The sequence below is a fragment of the Marinobacter piscis genome, from assembly GCF_007671655.1.
GTDB lineage: Bacteria > Pseudomonadota > Gammaproteobacteria > Pseudomonadales > Oleiphilaceae > Marinobacter > Marinobacter piscensis.
The window spans coordinates 602,997-625,985 of sequence record NZ_VCGX01000001.1; the positions used below are offsets into that span (position 1 = coordinate 602,997).

Consider the following 22,989-nt stretch of genomic DNA (forward strand, 5'->3'; position numbering starts at 1 on the left):
GGCTCCTTTTTTTTGCCCAAATGTGCGGTTTCTACGGGTGCTTCAGCGCGTAGCGAATGGCTGCGCATACTGCGACAACCTGCGCTGCATTACACTGCGCGGGGGTTACACGGGGGCTGTCGGGATACACTTCGGTTGTCGTCCGGTAGGAGGCATTGGTAATGCCTGCACACAAGCCAAGCTGCCTGAGCGGGTACTGAATAACGCCCCGGGCAACCTCGGGTGAGCCGATAAGTTCGCCATTGGCATCGGCCGGGGCGATATGCGTAACTGCTTCGACCGCCTCGATAATCGCGCGCTGGAATTCAGGCCCGGGGTTCTCACTGTCATCAACCAGATAGAAGCCATCGGGAATCCCGCCCGGCTCCAGCGGCTTGCCGTCACGGGCAGCCAGCGCGGGCCGAAACTCGCTTTCATCGGTATCGGTGGTCTCGTGCAGATCGATATGCACCAGTGCATGATCGCGAATCGGCGCCACCAGCCGCATCAACGCTGCCGATTCCTCCGCCGGACTGTCCTCATGAAATGAACGGTTCGGGTCGATCGCATTCGGGTTCCAGCGATGGATGCGTTCGTAAGCCCAGGGGCTGACGCAGGGCGCCACCAACAGGTTAACGCGGCCCGCGTACTCTTCCGCGTGCTGATCAACAAACTGCAACGCTCCATGCACACCGCTGGTTTCATAACCGTGCACCCCGCCTGTAACCAGCACCACTGGCAGATCATCACGCCAGTTACGGCTTCGTATCGCCATCAGCGGATAACTCTCAGAACCATAGTCCAGGCGGCCATACTGCTCCACATCAAAACGTGGGCGCAGACGCTCTATCACACTCAATACGTCAGTTTCATAGCTGCGTTGACGGGACTGACGTGACAACCACTCAGCGCGCTCTTCATCGCCCCAGGGTGTCCCTGGAGTGCCAATGGGATAGGCTTCGGACACCGCATTCATGCCATTTTCCTTACGTTGCTGTGTTTGATCTCTTCGAGCCCCGGGTGTGAATCTCGCATAATTACCGTTAGCCTTTGCCACTAGCCGCTCACCGCTAAAGATCTCTGATTCCAGATTAACAACCGACTTTCCCGTGTTAATCACTCTGGTTACACAGGATACCTGCCCTTCATACACAGGCGCATAATAGTTAATTTTAATTTCAATGGTTGCACACAGTTCCCCTTCCGCAAGCAGGGGGTATAATGCTGCGCCCATCCCGGTATCTGCCAACGCGTACAATACTGCCCCATGCGCCACTTTATGCGGATTCAAAAGCGTTTCTGTTATCGCAATTGAGCACGTGCTGACGCCGGCTTCAGTGGAATCAACTTCCAGCCCTATAAGCTTCGCAAAAGGGTGTTTCATCAGTCACTCCTCAAGATAGCCCTTCATCAGGAAAGACCACGATTTCATCGCCTTCCTGCCAGGGCGGGTATTTAACCATGACCTGCTGAAACACTGGGTGCTCCAGCCAGTCCCGGAGCCACTGCTGCAGATTTGGATAAGGCAGAGCGTAAAACGTCTCCCGGTCTACGTGAGCGAACTGGCGAACAAAAGGCATGACGCCGATATCGGCGATGCTGACGTTATCACCCAGCAGATACCTGTTCCTGGCAAGCAGATCTTCTAACGTCTGTAAAAACACCTCGCCCTGCTGGCGATACTCCAACTGGGTGTGTTCCGGGTGGCGATCAGCGTATTTATAGCGATCCAGCCAGTGCTTGAACTCGTGATCATTGCGACTGATCAGCGCGTTCGCGCTGGCTGAATCCACCTTTAACAAGCCTTGGGGATCACTCTGCTGCAAAGCCCATTCGAGTATTTCCCAGCTCTCCTCGATAACAGATCTGGCTGAGCGATGACTCTCTGCCAACTCCAGAACAGGCACCGTGCCTTTAGGGCTGATCGCCAGCATCTGTGCCGGTTTGTTCTTCAGCACAATCTCCCGCAGTTCCACCTGTATCCCGGCAAAAAGAATACCGAGACGGGCACGCATGGCGTAAGGGCAACGACGGAAGGAATACAAACGATGCAATGAACCAGTGATAGTGTGCCTCCAGGATAAATTGGTTATGCAGTGCGCGGCCCGAACATGATGATTGCCATGCCCACCAACGCAACGCCCGAGCCAACCAGGTCCCAGGTTGTTGGCTTCACGCCATCTACAGCCCATAACCAAAGTATTGCCATAAAAATATAAACACCGCCATAAGCAGCATATACCCTGCCAGCGGCGGTGGGGTGCAACGACAGCAACCACGCAAATGCTGCAAGGCTCAATGCACCCGGAACCAGAAGCCAGATGGTTTTGCCCTCCCGCAGCCAGAGATAAGGCAAGTAACAGCCAACAATCTCCGCCAGGGCAGTAACAAAGAAAAGACCAACTGTTTTCACATCAGGCAACAAAACTGGCTCCTTGGTAAGTAACACTTCATGCCAGATACTGTGGCACGGGGTAGGCCGCTGTGACTCTCGTCAGGCGTCACTTCCACCCCTGGCAGCTGCGAGCATGGCACCCATACGCTCGTGGATGACTGTTATCGCTTTGAGCGGGCGAACCATTACCTTGAACTCGGTAATCTCGCCATGCTCATTCCAGCTGATGATATCGACTCCGTTTACCAGTATTCCGTCGACTTCTGTCTCAAACTCCAGCATTGCATCAGAGTCCCCGACAATCTCGCGGACATAGCGAAAGCTGGCGTTGAACAATACTTCAAATGCAGCGCTCAAATAGCCTTTGGTCAGCGCTTTTCCGCGCTGTGGGGTGTGAACAACCGGCGAGATAAACACGGCATCGTCCGCCAGCAAACTGTCCAGGCCAGACGGATCATTCGCTTCAAGAAGGTTGTGCCAGGACTCAATGGGGTGCTGCTTCATTTGTATGATTCCTTAAAGGTATATGCAGGATTTGGTGTATTGAGCACTGAGCTAAGTGTCTAGCCCCCAATCGAACGGTTTGCATCGGATTAACAGGCTTTTTTCAATGGCGTCTTCTCTGAGGTGCAGAATTTCCTGGTACTCGGGGCTCTTAACCATGGCTTCAAATGCTGCTTTGCTTGGATACTTAACCAAAAAGAAAACGTCTGGATCCCATTCACCAATGATGCTTTTCTCGGGATAGTAGTTCTCCTGAACTTCTCCTCCTGCTTTTTTAAGCAATGCGTTCGCAGCGGCACCGTATTCCAGATACTTTTCCTTACCACCCTCCTCTTTGAGCCAGAGGGCATTCAGCATGTAAATAGGTTCTTCCATTATTATTATCCTTCATTATTGAGTACATAACGGTTATGACATGATAAGCATGTTACCGATCAAACCCAGCAAGAAACCCGCAACGGCTCCTACTGCCGGAAACCCGCTACTTTTTGCTTTCGACTCAGGCGCAACATCCTGAAAAACCAGATACAGGATTCCTGCACTGGCGAACAGCATTAAACCCGCCACAAACCGGTGGCTCTCCGCAAGAACGAAATACCCGGTAAGTGCGGAGACAGGGCCGACAACGGCCAAACCGGAAAAGGCAACGAGTATTTTAATCGGACTCAGATGAACCGATTCTTCCAGCTCCTCGTATGCATTGAAGCCCTCAGGAAGGTTCTGCAAAATCATGAGCAGCGCCAACACCAGACCTGTGCTTTCACCCACCGCAAAGGCAGTACCGAGAGCAATCGCTTCCGGAATAAAATCAGAAAGCATGGCAACCAGTTGGCCAGCTGAGCTTTCCAGACGACTCAATACCCTATCAAGGTAATAGAAAAACACACCTCCTGCACCAAAACACACCGCTGCAGTTAACGGCGATAGTTTACCAGCCCCTTCCGGCACCAGAACGAGTGCCACGGCAGACACCAGGGCACCCCCACCGAATGCGACGATGAACAACCGTGACTTTTGTTCCAGCAATGCCGGGTGCAGTAGATCAAGGCGAGCAAGCAACGCTCCCATAGGCATTGCAGCACCCGCAAGCAGCGACAGAAAAATTACGTACAGGTATTCCGGCATCTTCACCATCTACTAACAATGTCTGGCCAGTAAAATCGGGTTCACGGATTACGTGCCCACTGGGGAATGCTTCTTTTTGTCCATTTTGCGAAGCCCATTTTCTCTGCCAGGTAAAACTGCCTGTACGCTTCAACTGCGTTTCCAGGTACTTTATACGCATCTGGCATGGCTTGCGGGAACTCAGTCAGCCCTTTGCTATCGTATGTAAAGTTTGAGATTTTTTCGAGCACACTGATCGACTTGTGATCGGAGTCCTTGTCAAACCGAAAACGATATTCATTATTCAGGGCAATCGTAAGCGTTTGTAACCACGAAAAATTATCAAAGGACTCTTCCACCCACAATACGCAGGGATGCTTTGCATGGGTAGACTTATAGGGCGTCGTAAATCCTTTTTTATTCAGGGCCGTACATAACATCTGCACGCTCTCCAGTATCATTTTTACAACGTGCTGATCACAGTGATACTGCGCACATTTCTCGATTTCGTTATCCAGTACAAATATATTCATAGGAACTGATCTCTGGCACTTCCTGGCGTAAGAGCTGGTTAAATGAGTAGCCCTGCTCTGTGTATACCTACATGTTAGGGTGGACTCCGTAGCCAACAGCGTTTGGCATGTGTCGCTTGTATATTAACAGAAGGAGGATACTTTCCATGGCTGATCAATGGCATGCCGATCCACTTGTCTGGGGTAACGGCCCACGTTTATGGTTGATGGCTTAATTGATCCAAAGATGGGGAGCGGTGATGATGTGAGTGAATGGGTCAAACGCTTTCGTTAATCCTTACCGATAACCTTATAACTACTCCAGACCACAACAGCAGGTTCGCCATGATTTACATCGACAATGAAGGCATTACCGACCCAACCATCAACCTCGCCATCGAGGAGCACTGCATACGCAACCTGCCGGCTGGCGAGGATTACCTGCTGTTCTACATTAATGCGCCATCAATCATCATTGGCCGCAACCAGAACACTCTGGAAGAGATTCACCAGGCGTATATCGATGAGCACGGCATTCATGTGGTGCGGCGCATCTCGGGTGGTGGCGCGGTGTATCACGATCATGGCAACCTCAATTTCAGTTTTCTGACCGACTTTTCCAAAGATAAACTGAACAACTTCAGGGAGTTTGCCACCCCCATCATTGAAGTGCTCAACACCATGGGCGTACAGGCGGAGATGAAGGGGCGAAACGACATTGTGGTAGGCGATAAAAAGATCTCCGGCAACGCCCAGTTTTCATCCACCAAACGCATGTTCAACCACGGCACATTGCTGCTGGACTGTGATCTTGGCCAGGTCACCAAAGCGCTTGATGTAAAAATGACCAAAATCCAGTCCAAAGGCCACAAGTCCGCTCGATCGCGGGTTGCCAACATTGCCGAGTTTCTGGACGAGCCGCTATCTACCGACGCGTTCAAACAGAAAATACTGGCAAGTCTTTTCCCGGATGGTATCGAGCGTAAAACCTACCGCCTGAGCACCGAGGACTGGGACAACATCAACGCGCTGGTCGAGAAAAAGTATCGCCAATGGGACTGGAACTACGGTTACTCACCAGACTTTGATATCCAGCGCACCCGGCACTTCTCTGCAGGGATTATTGATCTTCGTATCAAGGTAAGGCGCGGCGGTGACATCGAAAACGTCAAAATTTACGGTGACTTCTTCGGCCAGCGTCCGGTTAGCGAAATAGAGGATATGCTGGTGGGCGTGCGCTACGACAAGCGCGTTATCGAAGAGGCTCTGGAGGGCATTGAACTTTACTCTTATTTTGGCGACGTAGACCACGCGGACTTTATCGATCTGATCTACGGGCCGGATGAGTAATAGTGCCTCGACGCCAACATAAGCTGGCAAACCCTGTTTCTGGGTGGTGTATTCAGGGCGACTGCACTGTTCGGGCAATGCAGTCACCCTGGTAATCACTCAGCGGTAAACCGGTGAACCTGGCCTTCGTCAGTGGTAACGTAAAGAGCGCCATCCGGGCCCATTACCAGACCGCGAAAGCGGGCAGAGCGCATGGGCATCGGCATTTCGGTGATATCCTGAACGGTTGGCCCATCGGCCGCCAGATCAATCACGTTGATACGCTGGCCTACCGGCGTGCCGCCAAAACCGATTCCCATAAAGCTGACCACCAGGCGCCCGTCCCAGTCACCCCATTGTTCACCTTTCAGAAAAGCAGCGCTGCTGATGCCCTGGGACTTAGCATTGTTATCCCACAGCGGCTCCATAGCATCCGGATAGGTTTCAAGATCGGTCATAGGCATATAGTCTGAACGCTTCTCCGGGTCCATCCCCTCGTTTTGATTGGGCTGATAACCGCAATAATCGTCCGGACAATCACTCCGGCCCGCCATGTTCGGGCGTGGGTCCCAACCGCTGTTGCCGCCTGGCACCAGGGCGTTTACTTCATCGGAGTGCCAGGGGCCGTGCTCGGTGATGATTGGCTGGTGGCTTTCCGGGTGAAAAGCGATGCCCTGAACGTTGCGGTGACCGTAGGTGAAGATGCGCGGGTCGAAACCCTCCGGTGTGGCCTCGGCATTACCAGGCGCAGCATCGCCATTGCCGTCAACACGCAAAACCTTGGCGCCCAGATTGTCCCCAAATTGCGGCAGGCTGCTGTTGTGGTTGTCGCCCGTGGTTATATACAGGTAACCATCATCCGGGCTGAAACGGATGCGGCCCCCGTTGTGGGCGCCAGCGTCACCGAACGGATGATCCGTGGGTGACTGTTTATAAGGAATGCCAGTGACTATGTCGGTGCGATCAGACACGGCGGCCAGATCGTCACTCACTTTCAGCCGCAACACCCGATTAGAAGCCGGGTTGTCGTCTACGCGATACGCCGAATAGACGTAAATCGTGCGATTGTCGGCAAAATCCGGATCCAGCGTAACGCCGTTCATGCCCGCCTGACCGGAGCAGAACAGGTCGTCAGTGGTCATGGCATAGCCTTCAGAATCACGCATACCCAGCAGGTTGTTTACCGTGCCGTCGGGTAACTGAACCGAAAGGCCCTTGCACTTTTCAGTGAAAAACATGGTGCCGTCGGGCAGAAACGCCAGATCCCAGGGGCTTTGCAGTCCGTCCAGATACACATCCTGGCTTACCTCCGGCGCTTTCGCCTGCAGAGCCAGTGGAAAGCTCACCAAAACGACCGAAGCCGCCGCCACACCGAGTGAACGAAGAGATGCTTTATGACTCATGATGGTCGCCCTTTGACGGTTGTTGTCATTACATTCTGTTACATCATGAACTCAGTGTAGACTTATTTTGAAAGTGGTCAATTTTTAACCAGCGCGCTTTGTTTCGCGGCAGGACTTTGGCTGATATCCGTCTACACTGAATTCATGGAACCTCTAAAGTACGTCTCTTTTATCTTGAGTGGCCTGGTAGCCCAGTCCATTACAGTGACCGCACACGGCCAGACGCCTGCCGATATCGTTGTTACCTCACCGATAATGGAGCGCGCCCTGTATGAAACGCCCGCTGCCATGTCGGTTGTTCGACGGGGCCCCATCCAGGAAGGTCAGCCGCGATTAAAGCTGGATGAGAGCCTTAGCCAGGTGCCCGGCCTTTTTTTGCAGAATCAGGAGAACTACGCCCAAGGTGAGCGTATAGCCATACGCGGGTTTGGGGCGCGGGCGCCGTTTGGGGTTCGCGGCATTACGGTTATGGTGGACGGCATTCCATACACCCTTCCGGACGGGCAGGCCCAGCTGGATGCGATTGATCTTGATACCGCTGAGCGTATCGAAGTGATTCGCGGCCCTGCATCGGTTTTGTATGGCAATGCGGCCGGCGGTGTCATCAGCGTAACAACAGCCGATGGGCGCTCTCAGCCTGACCAGACATCGGTTCGTATAACCGGTGGCAGTGATGATTTCGGCAAGCTTTCGATAACCAACAGTGGGCGCGATGGCCCCTGGTCGCACAGCATAAGTGCCTCTGCACTTAACTACGAAGGTTACCGTGATCAGGCCAGTGTCGAAAAATACCTGTTCAATACCAAACTACGCCGGGATCTGGGAAGTGATCGCTCAGTAACCACTATCATTAACTTGCTACAGAACCCACGCTCGGAAGATCCGGGGGCATTGACCGCCGAACAAGTAAACGCTGATAGATCCCAGGCTGGCAAGTTCACCGAGAAGTTTGATACCGGACAAACCGTCGATCAGCAAGTGCTGGGTTTACAGTACCAGGACCTGTCCGCGGGGCCGGGTGAACTTCGCGTGAAAACCTTCTATATACGTCGGAATTTCGAGCAGCAGCTCCCCTACCCCGGTGATAGTCGCATAGATTACGATCGCGACTATTTTGGGGCCAGAGCTGATTACCGGCAGTCACTGGAATTGGTTGGGCTGCCTTTTCGCTACGTAGCCGGTGTGGAAGCGCGGGAACAAAGGGACGATCGCATACGCAGGGAAATGAGTTTCGGCGGTAACCTGCAAGGCCTGACGGCAGAGGAGCTGCAAACAGCCACCGCTCTGGGTGCGTTTGCCCAAGGCGACCTGAGCCTAACCGACCAATGGCTGCTATCTGTCGGCGGACGTTTCGACCGAATTCGCATGGAGGTCGATGACGATTTTGCCCCGGATGGAGACCAAAGCGGGAGCCGCACGTTTCGAGAATGGAGTGGCTCTGCAGGTTTGAGCTATAACTATCAGGACTCTCACCAGGCATACATAAATATCAGCACCGCCTTTGAAACACCTACTTTCTCAGAGTTTGCCAATCCAACCGGGGTTGGCGGATTGAACCCCGAGACAGAACCGCAAAAATCTCTCAATCATGAACTGGGTTTGCGTGGCGCGTTCAATAACGGTATTGATTATGACCTTTCACTGTTCTGGGTGGATGTTCGCGACGAACTGATTCCTTATGAGTTGGACGGATCTGACAACCGGACCTTCTACCGCAACGCTGGAGATACAACCCGCAAGGGTGTGGAAGCAGCCATGGGTTGGCTATTTACCCCAAGTTTGCGCATAGATAGCGCACTGACGCTGGCGAGCTACACGTTTGACAACTACCACTCCGACGGCAACCGCTATGATGGCAATCGACTGCCAGGCCTGCCCGAGGAAACCTGGAGCAACCGTCTAAAATGGCAGGGTCTGGGCGGCACCTTCGCCACGCTGGAAGCGCGCTATATCGGCGATATGGTTGCTGACGATGGAAACGACGTAGAAGTCGACGACTATTGGTTATTAAATCTGCGCGCCGGAAACAACGTATACGCTGGCCAAAACCTACTTTTGAAAGGCTTTGCTGGCGTACGCAATCTGACGGACAGAAGCCATTTCGCCAATGTGCGTATAAACGCCAGCAATGATCGTTACTTCGAGCCTGCAGCCGGGCGCACCTGGTACGCCGGGCTCGAGTTCGTTTTCTGAAGCCGGTGCAAACTTAGCTGGCTTAATATACGTGCTAGTTTGGCTCTTCCCATCTATGAATCCGGCCTTCGTAGAAGTTAACCCGCCCGCCATTTTTATAGTACCAATTTGCAACTATGCCACCGTCAATTCTATGAGCCGGCCCAAGTATTTTCTCCACCGAATCATAGTCCATACCCACTTCCAGCCTTCTCCAATTTTTTACTCTCTTCCATCCTTCATTGGGTGTGGCAGGCTCACCTACTGAAGATAATTTTTCTTCCAGATCCAAGATTCGACTCTTTAGCTCCTGAATCTCAGTCTCCTTAGTTACATGTTCTGTGGTCTCAGGTTCCGTTTGGATCGGTTTGGTTTGCAAGCCTTGGCCGGTTTCAGTTGCGGAGCAACCAGACAAAATTAATGTTGTTATAAGGAGAGATCTATTCAGATTGTTTTTCATTGTATGCCTCCGAGCCGCCCCACACATACCAAAAACGCTCACTGGCGCGGAGCGGCAACGCGGCGGAGCATCCAGCTGTGCCAGTTGCTCCTCGCCGAGTTGCGCATTTTCGTTGAACTCACGCCGTCATTTGGAGAATTCGAACCGAATCTCCTTCGGCATAATGTGAACCGCCTTGAAATCCGGATCTGCAACAACCTGGTGCCACAGCTGGGCAGGAACGACAAAGCTTTCCCCCTGCGCCACCGCATGATCCTCGTTATCGAACCTGATGAGGCATTGACCGTCCGTTACCACGAGCACAGACTCGATGGATGATTTGTGCCTTGGCATAGACGTTCCCGAAGTGGCTTCCATCCGCTTGGTTACAAACAGAGAGCCTTTTTGCAGCGGCGTAACTTTATATTGCCCTGATTGTTCCATGAGAGACTCCTTGTGTACGCCCCGTATGCGCATCAATTTATGAGGTGAAAGCCCATTTGTGGGAAGATCACCGTTGGATTGATTCTACTCAATTGGACAACAACCTGAAGCTACAATAAAAAACTCAGGAGAAAGCATATGAAAGAACCGCAAAACGCGCCACCTGTAGCAGTCGTTATCGGCGCTGGTGATGCAACCGGCGGGGCCATTGCCCGACGATTTGCCCGGGGAGGTTACACCGCCGTCGTTACCCGCCGGCACCAGGAAGCTCTGATTCCACTAACAAAAACCATTACGGCGGAAGGCGGACAGGCTCACGGATTTGGTTGCGATGCTCGTGATGAAAACGCCATGATCGAACTGTTCAGGCACGTAGAGGAGCAGATTGGAGAAGTCGAGGTCGTGGTCTTTAACATCGGCGCCAACGTCCACTTTTCAATCACCGAGACCACCGAACGAGTCTATAGGAAAGTCTGGGAAATGGCCGCACTGGCCGGGTTCCTTACCGGCCGGGAGGCTGCCAGGGTTATGGTACCCCGAAACAAAGGCACCATTATTTTCACCGGTGCCACCGCATCACTTCGCGGAAGCAGCGGCTTCAGCGCATTTGCAGGTGCCAAATTTGCGCTGCGTGCCCTGGCCCAGAGTATGGCACGAGAGCTGGGGCCCAAAGGCATACACGTGGCTCACCCCATTATTGATGGTGCGATTGATACCGATTTCATTCGCGAAAATTTCCCGGACAAGTATGCGCAAAAAGGCCAGGATGGCATCCTGAACCCTGAACACATCGCTGAGCAATACTGGCAAATACACTGCCAGCCCCGGGACTCGTGGACTCACGAACTGGACTTACGACCCTGGATGGAAACTTTCTAACAAGGATAAAACCATGAGCAACACGATAGAAGTCTACTTCGACGTCGGCAGCCCCGCCAGCTATCTTGCCTGGACGCAATTGCCCGCACTGGCTGACCGGAACGATGCCGGCATCAACTGGAAACCCATGCTACTGGGTGGTGTATTCAAGGCAACGGGCAACCAGTCTCCGGGCACCATACCGGCAAAAGGACACTATACGAGAGTCGACCTTGCACGCTTTGCCAAACAATACGGCGTCCCGTTCGAAAGCAACCCATACTTTCCGATAAACACCCTGCAACTCATGCGGGGAGCCACGGGCTACCTTGAAAGCCCTCGCTTTCAGGAATACCTGAACGCCATATTCACTGCTATTTGGGTGGACAAGAAGAACCTGAATGACCCGGACGTTGTCTCAGAGGTGCTGACTAATGCGGGGTTTGATCCATCTGAAGTGCTGGCACTCAGTAATAAGCCAGCGGTAAAGGAACAGCTCAAACAAACAACCGAGGAAGCGGTTTCCCGGGGCGTTTTTGGCGCGCCCACGTGTTTCGTTGCAAACGAAATGTTCTTTGGACAGGATCGGCTCGACTGGGTAGAAAAAGCGTTGCGTTAACAGGAATGAAGGTACCCGAGTTTAAAACTGAAGCAGAAGAGCAACGCACTTGCATGCGCATAGTCATGCGCATAATCTATTGCTAAGTGTGTTACTGCAACTGGAGGCTAAAATGGCCGATCTATACAACACAGCCGCCCCAAAAAAAGCCGCAAACTTGTCGGTTAACAGCGACTTGCTGGAAAAGACACGCGCTCTGAACATTAACCTGTCTGCGACCCTTGAGCGAGCACTGAAAGAAGAATTAGCAAAGCACAAGGCTGACCAGTGGGTAGAGGAAAACCGGACAGCAATCAAAAGCTACAACGAGTTCGTCGAACAGCACGGCTGTTTCGGGGACGAATTTCGGGAGTTTTGATGGCTCAGTTCGACGTTTATCCAAACCCGAGCAAAATCAGTAAGACGCATTACCCGTACCTAGTGGATGTTCAAAGCCCTCTTCTGACCGATCTCGCAACTCGTATCGTCATTCCGCTGGGCAAGCGTTCGGCATTCGGCGGCCAAGCCATGCAAGGGCTAACACCAGAAATAACCTTTGCGGATCAGGAACTGCTGTTGCTGACACCTCAAATTTCTTCAGTGCCTGAAAAACAGCTGAAGAATCCAATTGGTTCCCTATCGCATTTCAGAGACCAGATTGTTGGAGCTCTGGATTTTGCAATCACTGGCATTTAACGCTGCGCGCGCCGGTGGCCTTTTTGGAGCAGCGCGGAGAAAAGGCCATCCGCGTGGCGCGACTTGTTATGGGGTGAAACATACTGCATCATTTAGCTATGTCTATCTCCACGGGATGTAAAATGACAGCGATCGAGCTCGAAGCCCTCAGAAATGCTGCCATGATGCTCTCCGAACAGGAGCGCGCCGCTTTAGCCAAAGATCTGGTGGCAAGCCTGGATGGCCCTGCAGATGAAGGTGTTGCCGAAGCGTGGGACCGTGAAATTCGCCGAAGAATTCAGCAGATTGATTCGGGAGAAGCAGAGCTTCTTGACGCAAAGGAAGTCCTGTCCCGCGCCAGAGATCGTATCAGGGGCTGATAATTTTGAAAGTAAGAGTTAGCAGGGAAGCTGCAACAGAATTGGAAGAAGCCTCTTCGTGGTATGAGCAGGAAGAAGTAGGGCTTGGAGAGCGCCTGATCAATGCGTTTGAACAAGCATTAAAGCTGCTTGTGGAACCAAATCCCCCATTGGTTCCAGTCCCGCATAAAGCGGCAGAATCCGGGGCAAAACAGCTCATTCTTCATGGATTCCCTTTCTCGCTCGTAACATCCAAAGAAACCAAACTTTCATAGTCGTTGCTTTTGCCCACCACTCAAGAAAACCGGGCTACTGGCGAAAACGGATTACGCCATAACGCCAGTGGTAATGAGCGACGACGCAGCGCAGTTGGCGTCCCGTTGACCACCTTGTTATATATTCACTTTATTTGAACGTACAGCGATTTGGTAATTCATTTTTTATGTATTCAGGGATGTCACTTTGAAAAACCAAGTAACTGCTTCCTTTGGCAGAAACTTCAATTTTTATGTGCTTTCTACCGCCACCAAGATAGTACTCCCCCCAACTTGGCCTCTTTTTGTAAACACGCCCTGTAATGTATAACTTTTCCTCTTCTTCAACAATCTTCATTGGGCTAGTTATTTTCTCCGGCAATAAAAATCCATTGATGCCATTTTCAACCAAGAAAGGAGTATCGGCACTGTCATCATTGGCGCCCCCTATAGACCATATATATGCTCGATTTTCATGCAACTCTTTAAAAAAACCCTTAACGTTTTGATTGAAGGCGGGGAAGCATTCTGCCTCTATTTCTTGGTTGCTAAACGTCGCAGAACAGCCTGCAAAAAAAATTATGGGTAGAACACTATAAATTTTCACCTTAAAACCATCCCTGGATATATAACGAGGCCATCACCGGTGCCAAAACCGGCGCGAAGCAGAGGTTTTGGCACCGGTGATGGCCTCGTTATGCAGCATCTAGCGGCTTAATCCGGTCTACTTCGTCCTTAACCGACTGAGCCGCCGTCCAAAGATCAACAGATCGCTGCGCATTCAGCCAGAACTCTGGAGAGTTGCCAAACAAGCGGGCAAGTCGAAGCGCCATTTCCGGACTGACAGCACGGCGCTCACGTAGTAATTCATTCACTGACTGGCGAGAGACACCCAGAGATTCAGCCAACCCCTTAACAGTCAGGTCATAGTCCGGCAGGAAATCTTCTCGCAGCATTTCACCGGGGTGAGTCGGCTTGCGCTGCATGCCGACAGTATTAGGAATAGCCATAGTCATCACCTCACTCAGTGGTAGTCACACACTTCGACCTCATACGCATCACCATCTTCAAAACGAAAACAGATGCGCCACTGATCATTTATTGAAATTGCGTGCTGCCCCTGCCTATTTCCCGACAACGGGTGGAGGCGATTGCCAGGCGGCACTTTCAAGTCCTCCAGCTGTACGGCCAGATTCACATATTCAAGTTTTCTGGCAGCTCTCGATGCGACATCCGCAGGAAACTTCTTTGACTTGCCTTTGGAGTACAGTTTTTGAGTTCGTTTGTCAGCGAAGGATTTGATCATGCATCGAAGCGTAACATGTCACGTGACGCGTTTCAACGTGACTTGGAGTGACTGCATAACGCTCAGCGTAATCGGCCGGTTTTGGAGCGTCAGTGGAAAAGTCCGGTTGACCGCCTTGTTATGTGGTTGATTCAACTGGATTCACGATTCGATGCCAATTAGGGAGTCGATGCCTTCATCCCTTATGGTCGCTTTAGCCTCGTCCAGAGCTGCAGCATCTGTATCGAACTCGTCATCCCATACAGTGGAGTTATTGAACTCATCCACCACTTCGAGAATCCAGCCACCGGTGTCACCACGGTAGATATCCACTTTGACCGTTTTCCCATCAACCGTCAGTTCCTGGCAAAGGGGACTCATCTCGATCTCAAAATCATCTTCCATTCACTATCTCCGGGATAGAGTCTTTGTACACATGACGCTGAGCGCACCGGTGACTTTGGCGTAGCGAAGCGGAGACAAAGGCATCCGAGTGCCGCGCCTGGTTAAATTACGATCGTTCACCTTCAAGGCCATGCCATACCCGGAGAATGATGATGGCACTGGCATGAAGTGAGTATCGAACGACGTATTTTCCGAAAACCATATCTCGAACAGAGTCTGGCACCGGTGCCATTTCAACGGGTGTGCCCATTTTGGGGAAGTCTGGGAGCAGTCCGATTTTGCCAACCAACTCGGCGGCAATCTTGGCTGCCGCCGATGAATTGTGGACTTCAATGAACTCCCTCAAACGTTTCAGATCTTCGATGGCTTCATCCGTGTAAACCAGTTTCACTTACCTGACCTCGGTGCATCCTGCTCGCTCTCGGCTCCCCAACTATTAAGCCAGCTATGAACCTCGCTGGCATCAACAACCTTGCCTTGGGCGGCAGACTCCATTGCCTCTAACGTTTGTTTCCACCGCTCTTGCTCAAGCTGCTGCTTTTCTATGTATTCCGACAATGCCTGGTTGATTACCCAACCTTTGCTCCGGTGCAGCCTGCCGGCGATTGCTTCCAGGTGCTGTTCAACTTCTGCGCGGAGGCGAACTGTGGTGACACTCATGACTATACCCTCGAATTTACGACTACAACGTATTACAGCATAGTCGATGAGGTTGCGGCAAAAATTTAACGCTAGTGGTAATGGGCGACGACGCAGCGCAGTTGGCGAACTTGAACGATTGGTTATACATAAGGCTACCACCCCCACCAATGCCAAACCTTGGCTACACCGCGCCAGACACCCCCGAGAATAGACGGGAAAAGTCGCGGGAGCAGCAACGCCAACACAGCAAAACCCAAAACACAGAAAATGAGGTAACGACTGCTAAGAAAGCCATCCCAGTAAACGGCCAACTCCAAATTGGCCCAGAGCCAAACGCATGCTGCCGTTGGGACAGAGAAAAACAGCGATGCAAAAGGCTGATCAACCTTATTTCAATTGGCCCATCTTGGCCGCGATTCCTTGCCATGATCTATGAATATTCCTTGTGTATAACGCTTGCAGCATGCGCGCCCACGGAATGGAGCCGAAGGCGCAATGTAGTGGGCGTCGCCGTGCCTGCACTGGTTAGGCATGCCCACGTCTATTCTCATCGTTGAAGGCCAAATGGAGCTTGGAAGCCGGAAACTCTCGCTTCGATAAAAACGCATTCCAGAGGTCTTGGCAGTAAAGGTTGGGCCAGAGGTAGTTTGTGATATGTATGTGAGAGCCGCCGCACCAATGGTTGCCTTTGTCGTAAAGCTCGTCCATTTCAAAAAACACCATGTGCCATTCACTCAAAGGATGCTGAGTCTCTCGAGAAAAAAACATGTGGGCCACTTTATACTTCCGCTCGCCATGTGTTTTGAACAAACGGCGAAATGCTTTCTGGCCTTCTGGCGATGCCTGAACCTCACTGCTGGCATCCAGAATGTCAAAGTCACTCTCTCGCGTTTCTAAGTGCTCTGGAACGTAGTCGAAAAAGCTCATCGTGTGATTCAGGTGGAGCGCTCCAGCTTTGCAGGCAATTATCACGTCTACGAAATCGCTGCTCTCGACAGTCAGCGACTTGCATAGCTGCTTCAATTCCTTTTTATCCTGACACATCAGAACTTTCGCGAAGGTGTTCTCCATCCGAATCCTCGATTGCCTAACGCCTTGGCTTTGCGGCGTGCCGGAGCGCCAGCGTAGGCGCGTCCGACAACAGCCACTGGTTAAGCTGCTTCGAAGTCCAAGGGATGAATGCCATCCAGATTGACCGTATTGCGGGCCACCCAAAGATCGTACATGTCCTGCATCGCCAACCAGCTCTCAGGAGTACGCCCGAGAACCTTGGACAGCCGCAAAGACATTTCAGGGCTAATGCCACTATCCCCTTTGAGCAGCCGAGACAAAGTAGAAGGTGAAACGCCCAGACTGGAAGCAAGCTGACGAGAGCTGATACCGAAAGGCTCCAGGTACACCTCGCGAATGAATTCACCAGGATGCGGCGGATTATGCATAGTCATTAGTGATAATCCTCATAATCAAGAATGTAGGCGTTGCCGTCCTGGAATTCGAACGTCATGCGCCAATTTCCGTTAACCCTAATCGACCACCGGCCTTTGTCTTTACCCTTCAATGAATGAAGCCGAAAACCAGGGATATCCATGTCTTCCACTGAAGTCGCCGTATCCAGAGCAGCCAGCTGCATACGCAGCTTCGTGGCATGGTCGGGTTGTATGCCAGACGTGTGGCCGGTCGAATAAAACCGCTTCAGTCCTTTGTGACGGAATGATTTAATCATGAGGGAATGCTAGCATGTTGCGCATCACGCAACAATAGAGCTTAACGCTGTTGTTTAGCGGCGGCTACGGAGCGCAGCATAGTAGGCGTCCGGTGTAGGGCCGTCGGCCCGGAACGTACTACAACTACTGGTTAGAAGCCGGCTCACCCGTTGGTTCCAGCCCTAATGCTCGGCTCGCATGCGAACTCCAAAGAAGCCCCGCACCTGCTCGCGATCCGGCACCGATACAAACTACCAGACTACCCGGCGCGTTTGGAATTTTCGGCGAATTGCCCCGTAACCTGAACACCGAGTTGCCCACCAAAACCGATGCATTACTGGCGGCTGTGTTTTGCCCGAAAACAACTGCTAAAACGCGGTCAAACACCAAACCCAACAGCGATGAAGCCAGGCATATAACGCTGAGCTTAGCGGCGACCTTGGAATGAAGGCGAAGCCGCAATGTAAAGGGCGTCCGGCGGACATCGGCCGCGTACTACAGCGACTTGTTAAATTTATCTCTTGCCGTAGTATGCATTAAGCAATTTCGCATCATCCTCACAGAAGTGCGTAAGCGGCCGGTGATCACACCTTGTCAGGTATAGCTGGCTTCCAGTTATGGGGCAATAACTCGTCGATAGCGTTGTTCTTCTGTGTCGGCAGGCGGGTCAGCACATCTTTGAGGTAGGCATAGGGATCATGCCCGTTCAGCTTGGCTGACTGGATCAGAGTCATGACCGCAGCAGCACGCTGACCGCTCCGTAGTGAGCCCGCGAACAGCCAGTTGCTGCGCCCCAGCGCCCAGGGTCGGATCTGGTTTTCCACCCAGTTGTTGTCGATGGGCACAGCACCATCGTCTAGGTAGCGCGTCAGCGCTGCCCACCGTTTGAGGCTGTAATCCAGGGCTTTGGCTGTGCCGGAGCCATCCGGCACTTTCTGTCGGTGGACCAGCATCCACTGATGTAGCGCATCAGCAATGGGCCTGGCTTTGACTTCCCGGATTTCCTGCCGTTTGTCCGGCGGCAGGTCTTTGCTTTCCCGCTCGATCTCGTAGAGTCCGCCGATGTATTCCAGTGCTTTCGCAGCCAGTTCGCTCTTGTTGGCTTCGTGCAGGTCATAGAACTTGCGCCGGGCGTGGGCCATGCATCCGATTTCGGTGATGCCGTTGCCGAACCCGGCTTTGTAGCCGGCATAATCGTCACAGACCAGCTTGCCCTGCCAGTCACCCAGGAAGGTGCGGGCGTGTTCGCCTGCACGGCTGGGGGCGAAGTCATAAACAGTGGCTTTCAGGTCCGAGAACGGTGTGGTGCAGTAGGCCCAGACATAGGCCTTGTGGGTTTTCTTCTTGCCCGGGGCCAGCATGCTGACCGGGGTTTCATCGGCGTGCAGAACGCCGTGTTCCAGTAAGGTATTTCTCAACGCATCCGCCAAGGGCTGCAACTGCACACCGCAAGCACCGACCCATTCGGTGAGCGTGGAACGTGGGATTTCGAGGCCAGCGCGACCGAAGATGCGTTCCTGACGGTACAGTGGTAGATGATCCGCGTATTTGGCCACCAGCACTTGAGCCAGCAGGCCGGCAGTGGGAATGCCCTTATCGATCACCTGCGGTGGTACCGGTGCCTGGATCAGGGTTTCGCATTTGTCGCAGGCCCATTTGCCCCGGATATGGCGCTCCACCGTGAACTCGCCTGGTACGTAGTCGAGCTTCTCGCTGATGTCCTCACCAATACGCTTGAGCTGGCAGCCACACTGGCATTGGGTATTGTCAGGTTCGTGGTGGATCAGGGTGCGGGGCAGTTCCGGTGGTAGCGGGGTGCGCTTGGGCTTTTGCTTTGGCCGGGCAGCTTTCTGCTCCTCGGTCATCACCTGTTCAAGCTCGGCTTCGATGGCCGCCAGGTCGCTGTCGATCAGCTCGTCCAGCAGTTTTCCCTGGACTGCGTCCAGTTGCTCACTGCGACGGGCGTACTTGTGACGTTTGAGGATGGCTACTTCGTGAGTCAGCTTCTCGATGACCGCATCACGGTGCACCAGAGCGCGCTCTTTGTTCTCGACTCGATCGAACAGTTCCGTGGCAAGAGCACGGAGCTGTTCGGCAGAGAGTTGGTCGAGATCGGGGCGCTGAGTCATGTCGCCCAGTATGCCAAGTCCCTGTGCGGCAAGCGATTCGCGGTTCTGGCTATAGCGGCACCATGGCACTTGTGGTTACAGGATGGAGATGACCCCTTCCGCGCCAATGCGCTGCCAGGGCAGGCCCTGAACCAAAGCGGATAACTGTTCTTCAGTCAGTCGCAGCTGGTCACCGCGCCAGGTTTCGCCCCAGTGGAACTTGCCCCGGTTCAGCCGGCGGGCACAGAGCCAGATACCGAGGCCATCGTGGATTAGCACTTTCATCCGGTTGCCCCGTTTGTTGGCAAACAGGTAGGCGCAATGGGGTCTGGCCGAACCAAACACCTGGATGACTCGCGCCAGCGCCTTGTCCGGCCCCGCCCGCATATCCAGCGGCTCAGTGGCCAGCCAGATCTCATCGATGCGGATCATCCCAGCAGGTCCCGCAGTAACACTGCACACTGATGGGCCTGCTCCACCGGCCACTCAACCACCACCGCGCCACCGGCGCGGGGAATCTCGATGCGGATGGTGCTACGCTTATTCAAAGCTGATTGGTTGCCAGATGCAGAAGATGCTGGTGGCAAGTTGACCGGCACGAACCCCGATGTTTTCGAGGGTACTTTATCCGCTCGGTGCGCCTCACTGATCCAGCGCCGAACCATGTTGGCGTTGAGGCCATTATCCAGAGAGATTCGAGAGACGGATGCGCCAGGCTCTTGGCACTGGGCAACAATCTCGGCTTTGAATTCCCGGGAAAACCGGCGACGTTTTTGGTAGGGCTTGGTTACGCTTAATTCGTTCATGTTAAGTGTCCACTATAAAATAAGTGGACACTATCCTGACGGCGGCAGCGCTTGGCTCAAGATGGGATTACCGGCCGCTTACAGAAGTGCTGCCGTTTACGAACAATGAAACTCTCATAGTCACGATCTTTTGCTTTTACCAATAGATAGCAGGACCAGCCGCCACTCCGGCCTATGGATATGGACCAGAAACGTTCTATTTGTTCTGGAGTCAGTGAGACTAACTGCCCACTCTTCTGCTCCAGAGTTACCCCGCTCTCGCCGTATGCGATAGTCCCAAACTTACTGTTAAGCGAGTTATATTCCCAGTATAAAAGCGCCGAGGCTGCACACAGAGCCCAGAAAAGCTTCAGTAGAGACCCTCTACGCTTGTGGTAGCTGTAGACGAATGCGAAGGGAATGAGCCAAAAATAAAAGCGCAACATTCCTAAGCCTACGTAAAAAACATTTTCCGAAAAGCTATATGCGTACTCGATTTCCATATCAATTTAAACGCTTGCAGCATGCGCGCCCACGAAATGGAGCCGAAGGCGCAATGTAGTGGGCGTCGCCGTGCCTGCACTGGTTAAATGTCGTCACGCCATTCTCTGTGCTTGCGCACACCTTCGTACTCAAGCCATGGTGCGTCATGTGAAACCCAAATATGAGCCTCTGGCCTCAATTCAGGGTCAACGTCCAAAGTAGCTACCCGAACAATTACATGTGCCTGCGCCCGCCTCTCTGCCACCAAATGAGACCCACAGCATTTGCAGAAATGACGCAACTTCCCCGGCGAGGACTCGAACGTTGAAATGGAACTTGCACCCTTGAGCCATCGGAAATTCTCGCGCTTTACGCCAGCCGTAGAGGCAAAAGGAGCAGCGTGGGATTTACGACAAGTTTGGCAGTGGCAATGCACAATGGGCATATCCACAGAGTCTATTTCGTAACTTATCTCACCACACAAACAGCTTCCCTTCAGCCCCATGAGGGGATCTCCTTCTGTACATTTAACGCTTGCAGCATGCGCGCCTGCGGAATGGAGCCGAAGGCGCAATGTAGTAGGCGTCGCCGTGCCTGCACTTGTTAACCATACTTGATGGCTAGCAAAGTTGCCGACACCAACGCTGCAGTGATGAACGGCACCAAAAATGTGAGCAAGGAGACTCGATACTCTTTTACCGACTGATAAACCCAATAAGCAGCAATGAAGAAACAAGCCACGCCTACACCGTGGGCCCACTTGCCCGAAAACTCTGCAAGCTCCAAGCGCCCGGGAAGTGTCATATTGTCAAAATAAAAAGCCACCACGCCGGCAATTACGAACACGAAGCAGAGCAAGCCATTAATTACCGATAAACTCCGACGGTAGTGGCCTGACTCTCTAATGACCGGATCAAACTTCCACAACACACAGCTCTCCAAGTTGCCAAAGTGGTTAACGCCCGCCATAAACGGCGCGAGGAACGAGCGTCCGGCGACCGCAGGGAGCGAATTTAATGGCTTTGTTACGTGTCATCGCTGGATGAAACCAGGTGGATGATATTCGATGGGCTAGATATCCAGAACGCCTTAAACCCATTCGGTAGCGGCTCGATCTCGTCCCTACGGTGACAGCCTTGCTCTTTAAGGTATTCAGAGGCTTTACCAATATCACTAGCAACGACTTCTAACCAAATTTCAGACTGACTCAAACCTGGCATGCAGTCGAGCCAAAGCACTTTGTCGCCAAACTCAAACCTCGGGGTATCGCCTGCACCGTTTCCGGTGATTTCTTTGAATCGCAAGACCTCTCGGTAGAAACGGACGGTATTTTCGTACTCGTGCGCAGGAATTTTCATCGCAATGTTTTTGCCTGGCTCAAACTCTAAATCCATGAACAGATCCTTAACTTGGGAGACACGTAACGCTTGCAGCATGCGCGCCCACGAAATGGAGCCGAAGGCGCAATGCAGTGGGCGTCGCCGTGCCTGCATTGGTTAGGCTTTTGCGTCCCACTGTTCTCGTCGTAACCGGTAAAGCACATGAGGCCGCAACAGGCTTCCTTTGGGCAAGCTGGGGTGCTCAAACTCGCCACTGTACTTCATCCCTATTCGCTCCATGACTCGACGCGAGCGCTGATTGCCAACCGTGGTAAAAGAGACAATCTCAGGAAGCTCTAAATGTTGAAACGCAACATGCAGTGCACCACGAGCAGCCTCTGATGCATAGCCTTTACCCCAATGAGCTAACGATAACCGCCAACCAATCTCGACACACGGAGAAAAAGGCAGCGTTGCAGTGGGTACGTGTAGCCCACAAAAACCAATAAACGGCTCAGCACCCTTGGCCTCGACTGCCCAGAATCCCCAACCGCGCTCCATAATGAGTGAACGAATTTTCTTTGCCATCTCGTCACTTGCTTGGCAACTCAGCGGTTCAGGAAAATACTCCATAACCTGTGGGTCGGCGTTCAAAGCCGCGAACGGCTCGAAATCGCTTTCTTGCCATTGCCGCAGACGCAACCGGTCGGTTTCAAATCCTATCAACTCTGCCATGGCAGGATGTGCCTTAGTTCTGAAGCCTAACGCTGAGCACAGCGGCGGCCCGACAGGGGCGTCCGGCGGCCGTAGGCCGCGTACTGCTGCGGTTTGTTATGGTATTTAGCGGCTACTGGCAAGGTCAGCATGTTCCTGCAACTCGGCAGAAATGAATGCTGAAATCATGGCCCGATAGACCGATTCTGTGACTTCGGGATTGCCACCAACCTCTGCCGCAAGCGTTCTGACTTTAGTAATAACTTGCTCAACTCGCTGAGGCGCTTTCACGTCATCAGTGGTCTTTTTAAAGCGCGCAGCCTGTTTAACGAAACCACCACGCTTGGCAAGTAGCCTAACAATTTCCCTATCGATCGAATCAACATTTGCGCGCACTTCATCTATAGATGTACAAACCACTTGCGTGTTCAAAATATTCTCCTTAGTTAACGACCATAACGCTTGCAGCATGCGCGCCTGTGAAATGGAGCCGAAGGCGCAATGTAATGGGCGTCGCCGT

Annotated in this window: 35 protein-coding genes; 8 read left to right on the plus strand and 27 right to left on the minus strand. The window is 52.7% G+C overall.

The window, feature by feature from the left end:
* Positions 1-31: 31 nt before the first annotated feature.
* The 7 genes from FFI95_RS02690 to FFI95_RS02720 all read right to left on the minus strand — a co-directional run bounded on the left by FFI95_RS02690 (position 32) and on the right by FFI95_RS02720 (position 4,515).
* Positions 32-1,363, minus strand: a complete 1,332-nt coding sequence (locus tag FFI95_RS02690) for a hotdog fold thioesterase (protein ID WP_144820847.1) — start codon at positions 1,361-1,363, stop codon at positions 32-34.
* Between the two features lie 10 nt (positions 1,364-1,373).
* On the minus strand, positions 1,374-2,033 hold the full coding sequence (locus FFI95_RS02695) for a glutathione S-transferase (protein ID WP_281288511.1): 660 nt from the start codon (positions 2,031-2,033) through the stop codon (positions 1,374-1,376).
* Positions 2,034-2,068: 35 nt separating this feature from the next.
* A complete protein-coding gene (locus tag FFI95_RS02700) occupies positions 2,069-2,401 on the minus strand; it encodes a YnfA family protein (RefSeq protein WP_144821429.1) in 333 nt (110 codons plus the stop codon).
* 72 nt (positions 2,402-2,473) lie between these two features.
* Complete coding sequence (locus FFI95_RS02705; RefSeq protein WP_144820849.1) at positions 2,474-2,878, minus strand: nuclear transport factor 2 family protein; 405 nt, start codon at positions 2,876-2,878, stop codon at positions 2,474-2,476.
* Positions 2,879-2,929: 51 nt separating this feature from the next.
* Positions 2,930-3,253: a DUF1330 domain-containing protein gene (locus FFI95_RS02710; RefSeq protein WP_144820850.1), complete on the minus strand. Its 324-nt coding sequence runs from the start codon at positions 3,251-3,253 to the stop codon at positions 2,930-2,932.
* A 33-nt stretch (positions 3,254-3,286) separates the two neighbouring features.
* Positions 3,287-4,012, minus strand: coding sequence for a ZIP family metal transporter (locus FFI95_RS02715; protein WP_144820851.1), 726 nt, complete (start codon positions 4,010-4,012; stop codon positions 3,287-3,289).
* A gap of 32 nt (positions 4,013-4,044) precedes the next feature.
* Positions 4,045-4,515: a pyrimidine dimer DNA glycosylase/endonuclease V gene (locus FFI95_RS02720; RefSeq protein ID WP_144820852.1), complete on the minus strand. Its 471-nt coding sequence runs from the start codon at positions 4,513-4,515 to the stop codon at positions 4,045-4,047.
* A gap of 324 nt (positions 4,516-4,839) precedes the next feature.
* Here FFI95_RS02720 and lplA point away from each other — a divergent pair, with 324 nt between their 5' ends.
* Positions 4,840-5,844 (plus strand): lipoate--protein ligase, encoded by a 1,005-nt coding sequence (lplA, locus tag FFI95_RS02730; protein WP_144820853.1) that lies wholly within the window; start codon positions 4,840-4,842, stop codon positions 5,842-5,844.
* A gap of 95 nt (positions 5,845-5,939) precedes the next feature.
* Here lplA and FFI95_RS02735 read toward each other — a convergent pair whose 3' ends face one another.
* Positions 5,940-7,226, minus strand: a complete 1,287-nt coding sequence (locus tag FFI95_RS02735) for a PQQ-dependent sugar dehydrogenase (RefSeq protein WP_144820854.1) — start codon at positions 7,224-7,226, stop codon at positions 5,940-5,942.
* A gap of 174 nt (positions 7,227-7,400) precedes the next feature.
* Between FFI95_RS02735 and FFI95_RS02740 the strand changes: the two genes are divergently transcribed.
* A complete protein-coding gene (locus FFI95_RS02740; RefSeq protein ID WP_222120370.1) occupies positions 7,401-9,419 on the plus strand; it encodes a TonB-dependent receptor family protein in 2,019 nt (672 codons plus the stop codon).
* A gap of 34 nt (positions 9,420-9,453) precedes the next feature.
* On the opposite strand, the gene FFI95_RS02745 is transcribed toward FFI95_RS02740, so the two are convergent.
* Together FFI95_RS02745 and FFI95_RS02750 are read right to left on the minus strand one after the other, a co-directional pair.
* Positions 9,454-9,858 (minus strand): hypothetical protein, encoded by a 405-nt coding sequence (locus FFI95_RS02745; RefSeq protein ID WP_144820856.1) that lies wholly within the window; start codon positions 9,856-9,858, stop codon positions 9,454-9,456.
* A gap of 126 nt (positions 9,859-9,984) precedes the next feature.
* Positions 9,985-10,281, minus strand: coding sequence for a cupin domain-containing protein (locus FFI95_RS02750; RefSeq protein ID WP_144820857.1), 297 nt, complete (start codon positions 10,279-10,281; stop codon positions 9,985-9,987).
* A 138-nt stretch (positions 10,282-10,419) separates the two neighbouring features.
* Here FFI95_RS02750 and FFI95_RS02755 point away from each other — a divergent pair, with 138 nt between their 5' ends.
* From FFI95_RS02755 to FFI95_RS02780, 6 genes are all read left to right on the plus strand, one after another.
* A complete protein-coding gene (locus tag FFI95_RS02755) occupies positions 10,420-11,160 on the plus strand; it encodes an SDR family oxidoreductase (protein ID WP_144820858.1) in 741 nt (246 codons plus the stop codon).
* 13 nt (positions 11,161-11,173) lie between these two features.
* On the plus strand, positions 11,174-11,758 hold the full coding sequence (locus FFI95_RS02760; protein ID WP_144820859.1) for a 2-hydroxychromene-2-carboxylate isomerase: 585 nt from the start codon (positions 11,174-11,176) through the stop codon (positions 11,756-11,758).
* A gap of 112 nt (positions 11,759-11,870) precedes the next feature.
* The gene (locus FFI95_RS02765; RefSeq protein WP_144820860.1) at positions 11,871-12,116 is read left to right on the plus strand and encodes a type II toxin-antitoxin system CcdA family antitoxin; all 246 of its coding nucleotides are present in this window, start codon (positions 11,871-11,873) and stop codon (positions 12,114-12,116) included.
* Positions 12,116-12,433, plus strand: coding sequence for a CcdB family protein (locus FFI95_RS02770; RefSeq protein ID WP_144820861.1), 318 nt, complete (start codon positions 12,116-12,118; stop codon positions 12,431-12,433). Before FFI95_RS02765 ends, FFI95_RS02770 begins: the two co-directional genes overlap by 1 nt.
* 122 nt (positions 12,434-12,555) lie before the next feature.
* Positions 12,556-12,792 (plus strand): addiction module protein, encoded by a 237-nt coding sequence (locus tag FFI95_RS02775; RefSeq protein WP_144820862.1) that lies wholly within the window; start codon positions 12,556-12,558, stop codon positions 12,790-12,792.
* 5 nt (positions 12,793-12,797) lie between these two features.
* Positions 12,798-13,046, plus strand: coding sequence for a glycosyltransferase family protein (locus FFI95_RS02780; protein ID WP_144820863.1), 249 nt, complete (start codon positions 12,798-12,800; stop codon positions 13,044-13,046).
* 130 nt (positions 13,047-13,176) lie between these two features.
* On the opposite strand, the gene FFI95_RS02785 is transcribed toward FFI95_RS02780, so the two are convergent.
* From FFI95_RS02785 to FFI95_RS02870, 17 genes are all read right to left on the minus strand, one after another.
* A complete protein-coding gene (locus tag FFI95_RS02785) occupies positions 13,177-13,632 on the minus strand; it encodes a hypothetical protein (RefSeq protein ID WP_144820864.1) in 456 nt (151 codons plus the stop codon).
* An 88-nt stretch (positions 13,633-13,720) separates the two neighbouring features.
* Complete coding sequence (locus FFI95_RS02790) at positions 13,721-14,035, minus strand: HigA family addiction module antitoxin (protein WP_144820865.1); 315 nt, start codon at positions 14,033-14,035, stop codon at positions 13,721-13,723.
* 14 nt (positions 14,036-14,049) lie between these two features.
* Positions 14,050-14,331 carry a type II toxin-antitoxin system RelE/ParE family toxin gene (locus tag FFI95_RS02795; RefSeq protein WP_144820866.1) on the minus strand — a complete coding sequence of 94 codons (282 nt, stop codon included), beginning with the start codon at positions 14,329-14,331 and terminating at the stop codon, positions 14,050-14,052.
* 141 nt (positions 14,332-14,472) lie between these two features.
* Positions 14,473-14,715, minus strand: a complete 243-nt coding sequence (locus tag FFI95_RS02800; protein ID WP_144820867.1) for a hypothetical protein — start codon at positions 14,713-14,715, stop codon at positions 14,473-14,475.
* 106 nt (positions 14,716-14,821) lie between these two features.
* A complete protein-coding gene (locus FFI95_RS02805) occupies positions 14,822-15,106 on the minus strand; it encodes a type II toxin-antitoxin system RelE/ParE family toxin (protein ID WP_144820868.1) in 285 nt (94 codons plus the stop codon).
* Positions 15,103-15,375 carry a CopG family ribbon-helix-helix protein gene (locus FFI95_RS02810; protein ID WP_144820869.1) on the minus strand — a complete coding sequence of 91 codons (273 nt, stop codon included), beginning with the start codon at positions 15,373-15,375 and terminating at the stop codon, positions 15,103-15,105. The genes FFI95_RS02805 and FFI95_RS02810 overlap by 4 nt, the downstream gene beginning before the upstream one ends.
* 507 nt (positions 15,376-15,882) lie before the next feature.
* Positions 15,883-16,428 (minus strand): hypothetical protein, encoded by a 546-nt coding sequence (locus tag FFI95_RS02820; protein ID WP_144820870.1) that lies wholly within the window; start codon positions 16,426-16,428, stop codon positions 15,883-15,885.
* A gap of 80 nt (positions 16,429-16,508) precedes the next feature.
* On the minus strand, positions 16,509-16,802 hold the full coding sequence (locus FFI95_RS02825; RefSeq protein WP_068436756.1) for a HigA family addiction module antitoxin: 294 nt from the start codon (positions 16,800-16,802) through the stop codon (positions 16,509-16,511).
* A complete protein-coding gene (locus FFI95_RS02830) occupies positions 16,802-17,080 on the minus strand; it encodes a type II toxin-antitoxin system RelE/ParE family toxin (RefSeq protein WP_144820871.1) in 279 nt (92 codons plus the stop codon). Before FFI95_RS02830 ends, FFI95_RS02825 begins: the two co-directional genes overlap by 1 nt.
* Positions 17,081-17,644: 564 nt before the next feature.
* Positions 17,645-19,189 (minus strand): IS66 family transposase, encoded by a 1,545-nt coding sequence (tnpC, locus tag FFI95_RS02835; protein WP_100640763.1) that lies wholly within the window; start codon positions 19,187-19,189, stop codon positions 17,645-17,647.
* A gap of 75 nt (positions 19,190-19,264) precedes the next feature.
* Entirely contained in the window at positions 19,265-19,600 is a 336-nt protein-coding gene (gene tnpB / locus FFI95_RS02840) for an IS66 family insertion sequence element accessory protein TnpB (protein WP_100640765.1), read from the minus strand.
* Positions 19,597-19,974, minus strand: coding sequence for an IS66-like element accessory protein TnpA (tnpA, locus tag FFI95_RS02845; protein WP_100640768.1), 378 nt, complete (start codon positions 19,972-19,974; stop codon positions 19,597-19,599). Before tnpA ends, tnpB begins: the two co-directional genes overlap by 4 nt.
* A gap of 565 nt (positions 19,975-20,539) precedes the next feature.
* Complete coding sequence (locus tag FFI95_RS02850) at positions 20,540-20,941, minus strand: GFA family protein (protein ID WP_144820872.1); 402 nt, start codon at positions 20,939-20,941, stop codon at positions 20,540-20,542.
* 98 nt (positions 20,942-21,039) lie between these two features.
* Positions 21,040-21,366, minus strand: a complete 327-nt coding sequence (locus FFI95_RS02855) for a hypothetical protein (RefSeq protein ID WP_144820873.1) — start codon at positions 21,364-21,366, stop codon at positions 21,040-21,042.
* Positions 21,367-21,461: 95 nt separating this feature from the next.
* Positions 21,462-21,830, minus strand: coding sequence for a VOC family protein (locus FFI95_RS02860; RefSeq protein ID WP_144820874.1), 369 nt, complete (start codon positions 21,828-21,830; stop codon positions 21,462-21,464).
* A gap of 102 nt (positions 21,831-21,932) precedes the next feature.
* Positions 21,933-22,490 (minus strand): GNAT family N-acetyltransferase, encoded by a 558-nt coding sequence (locus FFI95_RS02865; protein WP_144820876.1) that lies wholly within the window; start codon positions 22,488-22,490, stop codon positions 21,933-21,935.
* A gap of 105 nt (positions 22,491-22,595) precedes the next feature.
* A complete protein-coding gene (locus FFI95_RS02870) occupies positions 22,596-22,901 on the minus strand; it encodes a chorismate mutase (RefSeq protein ID WP_222120371.1) in 306 nt (101 codons plus the stop codon).
* Positions 22,902-22,989: the final 88 nt, after the last annotated feature.